General features: G+C 65.6%; 6 protein-coding genes. All 6 read right to left on the reverse strand.

The features are described 5' to 3' along the window. Positions 1 to 104: 104 nt before the first annotated feature. Positions 105 to 272: a hypothetical protein gene (locus tag Q0Q36_RS08585; RefSeq protein ID WP_293797332.1), complete on the reverse strand. Its 168-nt coding sequence runs from the start codon at positions 270 to 272 to the stop codon at positions 105 to 107. Continuing rightward, complete coding sequence (locus Q0Q36_RS08590) at positions 272 to 760, reverse strand: DUF411 domain-containing protein (protein ID WP_293797334.1); 489 nt, start codon at positions 758 to 760, stop codon at positions 272 to 274. Before Q0Q36_RS08590 ends, Q0Q36_RS08585 begins: the two co-directional genes overlap by 1 nt. Positions 761 to 919: 159 nt before the next feature. Beyond that, positions 920 to 4,099, reverse strand: a complete 3,180-nt coding sequence (locus Q0Q36_RS08595) for a CusA/CzcA family heavy metal efflux RND transporter (protein ID WP_293797336.1) — start codon at positions 4,097 to 4,099, stop codon at positions 920 to 922. Then, complete coding sequence (locus Q0Q36_RS08600; RefSeq protein ID WP_367187165.1) at positions 4,096 to 5,445, reverse strand: efflux RND transporter periplasmic adaptor subunit; 1,350 nt, start codon at positions 5,443 to 5,445, stop codon at positions 4,096 to 4,098. Before Q0Q36_RS08600 ends, Q0Q36_RS08595 begins: the two co-directional genes overlap by 4 nt. Before the next feature lie 61 nt (positions 5,446 to 5,506). Beyond that, entirely contained in the window at positions 5,507 to 5,905 is a 399-nt protein-coding gene (locus tag Q0Q36_RS08605; protein ID WP_293797337.1) for a FixH family protein, read from the reverse strand. Positions 5,906 to 6,030: 125 nt separating this feature from the next. Then, a complete protein-coding gene (locus Q0Q36_RS08610; RefSeq protein ID WP_293797340.1) occupies positions 6,031 to 6,450 on the reverse strand; it encodes a hypothetical protein in 420 nt (139 codons plus the stop codon). Between the last annotated feature and the right edge of the window lie 111 nt (positions 6,451 to 6,561).

Here is a 6,561-nt window from a genome sequence, read left to right on the forward strand (position 1 = left end):
CCTGTGACTGCTTAACTGCGGCTCATCCACGATCTCCAGAATCTAGCGGAGCGCGCTGAAGAAGCAGGGATCAGGCATGGCCGTCTCGGGCGGTAATGCTGCCGTCATGCTCGGCGAACTGCGAAAATGCCCCGCGCCGGATCTCCTGTCGCGAAAAGAGTCTCGCCTGCTGCGAGTTCCCGGATGGTTGGTTTCAACCCGGCGAGGATTGATTCAGCCTGCTGAAGCCCTTCGCCTTCGGTTGCCATGCCGAAGATCGCCGTTTCAGCCATCAGATCTGCTGCAGCCCGCGATAGCGCGCAAACATGTTCTGTCGGCCAGCGGAAAAAATGGCGATCTCGTAGGTCTGCGGCGCTTGACCCGGCACCTTCATTCCGGGCGAGCCGACCGGCATACCCGGCACCGCAATCCCGATAGCCTTCGGGCGCTCGATGAGCAGGCGCTTCACCGCCTCGGCCGGGACATGCCCTTCAATGACATAACCGCCAATCTCGGCTGTGTGGCACGACATCAAGGCCTCGGGCACGCCGAGCCTGGCCTTGAGTGGCAGCACGTCATCGACCTGGATCACGTCGACCGGAAATCCCGCGGCTTTGATGTGCTCAACCCAATTGCCGCAACAACCGCAGTTCGGATCGCGTGTCACGGTCATCTTCGGCAGCGTTTCGCCTGCCGCCTTTCCGGCCAGCGCGAGGGCCGTGAGCCCTTGGACTGCTCCGATCATCAGCCCGCGGCGGGATAGGGACTTATCGGTTTGCATGTTTGCTCTCCTTCAAATTCAACCGCGCCTTCACCGGAAGAAGACGAATTTGACCAAGGCGGCGACGGCCAACACCAGCACGGCGACGCCAAGCCAGTGAAATGAACCCATGCTCCAGCTCATGCCATTCATCATGTTGTGCATCTCGGACACTCCATCTTATTCAACGACTGCTGCTTGCCGCGCTGCCGAGGGCTGCGGACCTTGCGAGTTCTCAATCGCCGCGCCCGACGGCAGCCGCCAGCCCTTGATCAGGCCGTAGATCGCCGGGATCACGAGCAGCGTCAGCACGGTCGAGGAGACCATGCCGCCGATCATCGGCACGGCGATGCGCTGCATCACCTCCGAGCCCGTGCCGGTGTTCCAAAGGATTGGCAGCAATCCCGCCATGATCGCGACCACGGTCATGATCTTCGGCCGCACCCGCTCGACCGCTCCCAGCATGATCGCTTCATGCAGGTCGGCGCGAGTGAAGGCCTTCCCCTGCGCCGCACAGCGGTCACGCACCTCGCTGAGCGCGTGGTCGAGATAGATCAGCATGATCACGCCGGTCTCGGCGGCGACGCCGGCGAGTGCGATGAAGCCGACCGCAACGGCGACCGACATGTTGAAGCCGAGCCACCAGAGCAGCCAGATGCCACCGACCAGGGCGAAGGGCAGCGACAGCATGACGATGAACGTCTCGGTCAACCTGCGGAAATTCAGGTAGAGCAGAAGGAAGATGATCGCGAGCGTCACGGGCACGACCAGCTTGAGCCGTGCCTCGGCCCGTTCGAGGTATTCGAACTGACCGCTCCAGGCGATGCGGTAGCCCGCAGGCAGCTTGATGCTCTGCGCGATCGCGGTTTGGGCATCGCGGACATAGCCGCCGAGGTCGCGCCCGGCGGTGTCCACGAAGATGTAGACCGCGAGTTCGCCATTCTCGGTTCGGATCGAGGTCGCGCCGCGCTTCCGCTCGATGCTCGCGACCTCCCCGAGCGGGACGCTGGCGCCGGACGGCGTCGAGACCTGGACCTCGCGCGCGATCGCCTGTGGATCGGAACGCAGGTCGCGAGGGTAGCGGATGGCGACGCCGTAGCGCTCACGACCCTCGACCGTCGTCGTCACGGTCTCGCCGCCCATCGCCATCACGACCGCGTTCTGGACATCGCCGACCGCGAGCCCGTAGCGGCCGAGTGCGACCCGATCCGGCACGATGTCGAGGAAGTAGCCGCCGATGACGCGTTCGGCATAGGCACTGCTCGTGCCCGGAACGGCCTTCAGCACAGTCTCGATCTGGCGCGAGACCTTCTCCATCTCCGCGAGATCGGTGCCGAAGACCTTGACCCCGATCGGCGTGCGGATGCCGGTCGCCAGCATGTCGATGCGCGCGCGGATCGGCTGCGTCCAGGCATTGGAAACACCTGGGAACTGAAGGGCCTTGTCCATCTCCGATTTAAGGCTGTCGAGCGTGACGCCTTGGCGCCATTCAGCCTTGGGCTTCAGGTTGATGATGGTCTCGAACATCTCGGTTGGCGCCGGATCGGTCGCGGTCTGGGCGCGTCCGGCCTTGCCGTAGACCGAGGCGACTTCCGGAAAGGAGCGGATGATCCGGTTCTGGGTCTGGAGCAGCTCGGCTGCCTTGGTCACGGAGATGCCGGGCAAGGTCGTCGGCATGTACATCAATGTACCCTCGTCGAGGGACGGCATGAACTCCGAGCCGAGCTGCCGCGCTGGCCAGAGGCTGAGCCCCAGGACGGCCACCGCAGCCAGGATCGTCAGGGTCTTGGTCCCGAGAACGCCGCGGATCATCGGACGGTAGAGCGCGATCAGGCCGCGATTGATCGGGTTCCGCCTCTCCGGGATGATCCTGCCTTTGACGAAGATGACCATCAGCGCCGGGACAAGCGTCACCGACAGGAGCGCGGCGGCCGCCATGGCGAAGGTCTTGGTGAAGGCGAGCGGTCCGAACAGGCGGCCTTCCTCCGCTTCCAAGGTGAAGATCGGCAGGAACGAGACCGTGATGACGAGCAGGCTGAAGAACAGCGCCGGGCCGACCTCGCTCGCCGCTTCGATCAGGATCTCGACGCGCGGCTTGTCCGGCGGCGCCCGTTCGAGATGCTTGTGCGCGTTCTCGATCATGACGATGGCGGCGTCGATCATCGCGCCGACGGCGATGGCGATGCCGCCGAGGCTCATGATGTTGGAGCCGAGGCCGAGCGCCTTCATCGCCGCGAACGCCATCAGGATGCCGACGGGCAGCATGATGATCGCCACGAGGGCGCTGCGCAGATGCAGCAGGAACACGATGCAGACCAGCGCGACGATGATGCTCTCCTCGATCAGCGTGCCCTTCAGCGTCTCGATCGCCCGCTCGATCAACCCGGAGCGGTCGTAGACCGGCACGATCTCGGCCCCGCCCGGCAGGCTCGCCGCGACCTCGGCAAGGCGCGCCTTGGCGTGTTCGATCACGGAGAGCGCGTTTGCGCCGAAGCGTTGCAGGATGATGCCGCTCGCGACCTCCCCCTCGCCGTTGAGCTCGGTGATGCCGCGCCGCTCGTCCGGACCGAGTTCCACGCGGGCGACGTCGACCAGGCGCAGGGGCACGCCCCGGTCGCTCTTCAGGACGATGTTCTCGATATCGGCGATCGACTTCAGGTAGCCGCGGCCGCGAACCATGAACTCGAACTCGCTGAGCTCGACCGTGCGTCCGCCGACGTCCATGTTGCTGCTGCGGACCGCGTCCCGGAGCGTCGAGAGCGAGACGCCCTGGGCGCGCAGCCGCACGGGATCGACGACGATCGCGTATTGCTTGACGAAGCCGCCGACGCTGGCGACCTCGGCCACGCCCTCGGCACGAGAAGCCGCGAAGCGTACGACCCAGTCCTGAAGGGAGCGCAATTCCGCGAGGGTCATGTTCTTGGCCATGACGGCGTACTGGTAGACCCAGCCGACACCGGTCGCGTCCGGCCCAAGCGTCGGCGAGACGCCCGCCGGGAGGCGCCGGGCGGCGGCATTGAGGTATTCGAGCACGCGCGAGCGCGCCCAATAGGGATCGGTGCCGTCCTCGAAGATGACGTAGACGAAGGAGACGCCGAAGAACGAGAAGCCGCGCACGACGCGGGCCTTCGGCACCGTGAGCATCGAGGTCGTCAGCGGATAGGTGACCTGGTCCTCGATCACCTGCGGCGCCTGGCCGGGATATTCGGTGTAGACGATGACCTGGACGTCGGAGAGGTCGGGTATGGCGTCGAGCGGCAGGGTCTTCAGCGCATAGATGCCGGCAGCCACGGCAAAGGCGGCGGCAACGAAGACGAGGATCAAGTTGCGCGCCGACCATGCGATCAGGCGGGCGATCATGGCTTGGCCTCCGGCGGCGCGAAGCCGTTGAGGGCGGCCTTGAGGTTGCTCTCGGCATCGATCAGGAAGTTGGCGGAGACGACGACGCGGTCGCCTTCGGAGATGCCCTCAGTGATCGCGACCATGCCGTCGCCGCGACGGCCGAGCTTGACCTCGCGCGGCTCGAACCGACCCTCGCCCAGATCCAGAATGACGACCCGGCGCGAGCCGCTGTCGATCACGGCGCTGTCGGGAACCGCGAGTTGCGGAGTTGCGTCACCGGAGCCGATCTCGACGTCGGCATACATGTTCGGCAGTAGGATGCCGTCGCGGTTGGCAAGCTCGATGCGGACCTTCGCCGTCCGGGTTGCCTCGGCGATCTCCGGGTAGATCACGCTGACGCGCCCCTCGAAGGAACTCCCGGGACGGCCGCGCAGCCGAATCGTGGCTGGCGCGCCGATGCCGACGGCAGCCAGTTGGCGTTCCGGAACATCGGCCAGAACCCAGATCGTCGAGATGTCGGCGAGCCGGAACAGACTGCCGCCGGCCGTCATCCTCATGCCGTCGCTGACCGAACGTTCAAGTACGATGCCGTCGCGCGGCGCCGACCAGTTGATCGTCAGCGGCACCTTCCGACTGCGCTCGATCTCGGCGATGACCTCCGGCGGGACGCCGAGGTTTTCGAGCCGCTGTCTCGCGCCGCCTTCGGGTACGCCGCGCGCGGCGGCATTGAGCTCGGTGATGAACTGCGCGCCCGCCGTGCTGATTTCCGGCGAGTAGATGCGTGCGAGGCGCGTTCCCTTCGTGACGCGGTCGCCCGTCGTGACCGGAGCGACCTCCTGGACGAAGGCATCAGCTCGGATCGTCACCACCGAAACCCGCCGCTCGTCGAGTTGCACGACGCCGGGCACATGAATCGTCTGGGCGATGATCTGGCGGCGGACCGGTTCGGAGCGCACGCCGCTGCGCTGGATGCGCCCGGGCGAGAGCTTGATGACGCCGTCCTCGTTTCCCTCGCTTTCATAGACCGGGAGATAGTCCATCCCCATCGAGTCCTTCTTCGGCACCGGCGACGTATCCGGGAGACCCATCGGATTGCGGTAGTAGAGGATGCGCTTCGGGTCGGCCTGCGCCGCCCGCTCCTCGCTCGGAGGCTTGACCTCGAAGCTGACGTCCTGACTGGCGGGGACGGCCGCGAAGGGCCTGCCGTCCTCGGTCTGGCGCGGCTGCGCCGAATAGACGGGCTTCCCGTCCGGGTCCTGATAGTAGATGACCGGACCGGTTCCGACGGGCTCGTTTGCCGCGAGCGAACCTTCGATGCCGAGCCACCGCGCCAGCCGACCGCAAGGCCGCGTTGCCCGGCCCAATAGCCCGCGCCTCCAGCCCCCAGAATGGCGGCGAGAGCGAGGCCCGTGAGGGCGATGGGTTTCATGGCAGGGCCTTGAGGATCAGCTTGTTTTCGAGCGTGCCGGTTTCGCCCTGGACCTTGGCGCCCAGTGAGAGCCGCCAGCCGCCGGCCATCGTCAGGTTGGTCTTGAAGCGGTAGGTTCCCGGCTCGCTCGACGGCATGGCCTCGATCGGCGATGCCATCGTCTCCATGCCGTCCGGCGCCATGTCGACGCGCTGGGCGAAGATCACGGCGTCCGGAACGGGCTTGCCCGAGCGCTTGTCGACGAGCGTCACGGCGACGACGACGCCGTTGCCCTGCTTGATCTCGTTCTGCACGAGCCGAAACTCGTAATCCTTGATGTCCGCCAGCGCCGGGAGCGAAACGGAGGCAAGCGGAAGCGCTGCGGCAAGCACGCGCAACGTGTTGATGAGCGTCATGTTCGTAGTCCTGAGTGCATCAGGCTGCCGCATGGGCGCGCAGCCAAGACGTGGCGATGGCCACGGCTTACCGTCCGCCGGAGGCCCCGTGCGGACGAGACCAGCGCGGTCGCGCTGGCGATGCGTCAGCTTCGTGGAGGTCGCGCGGGTGGCTCGAACGGACGGGACTGACGCGTGGCCTCATCTCCCGACAGGCTGAGGTCAGCGACGAACGTCCTGGCGAGCGTGACGAAAGACGTCGGCTCGCTGGCAAAGCACTTCGCCAAGCAGAAGCTGGCTGCCGGGCAATTCGTCGCGCAATCCGTTTGCTTGTCCGTCGGCTTGGGGCAGCAAGGCATATCTGCCTGCATTGCCGCCATTTCTTCGCTATCCATCCGGACGTAGCCAGCCTTCGCCGGCGTCACCAAGGCAGCCAGCATCGTGGCCGTGACGAACAGGCCCAAGACCAGGACGTGAATGAGAAGCCGGAACTTCATAACGTCAATTCTGCCATGGTGGCGGGGTTCGCAAAAGGGCGAGAACTGCGGCTGTTTGACCGGGATCAAGCAAATCGCTGCTTCGTGATCTCACTCTTGGCCCTTCAGCATCCGGCGCAGGATGTGATCGCGCCGATAGAAATGGTGCCACAGCGCCGCGGCAACATGGATCAGAGCTAG

Origin of the sequence: uncultured Allobosea sp., assembly GCF_945957345.1 — a bacterium.
In the GTDB taxonomy this organism is placed as follows: domain Bacteria; phylum Pseudomonadota; class Alphaproteobacteria; order Rhizobiales; family Beijerinckiaceae; genus Allobosea.

Excerpts from the sequence above, each read along its gene's own strand:
- Q0Q36_RS08605 (WP_293797337.1), bottom strand. The coding sequence starts at position 5,905 with ATGACGCTCATCAACACGTTGCGCGTGCTTGCCGCAGCGCTTCCGCTT.
- Q0Q36_RS08595 (WP_293797336.1), bottom strand. The coding sequence starts at position 4,099 with ATGATCGCCCGCCTGATCGCATGGTCGGCGCGCAACTTGATCCTCGTC.
- Q0Q36_RS08590 (WP_293797334.1), bottom strand. The coding sequence starts at position 760 with ATGCAAACCGATAAGTCCCTATCCCGCCGCGGGCTGATGATCGGAGCA.
- Q0Q36_RS08585 (WP_293797332.1), bottom strand. The coding sequence starts at position 272 with ATGGCTGAAACGGCGATCTTCGGCATGGCAACCGAAGGCGAAGGGCTT.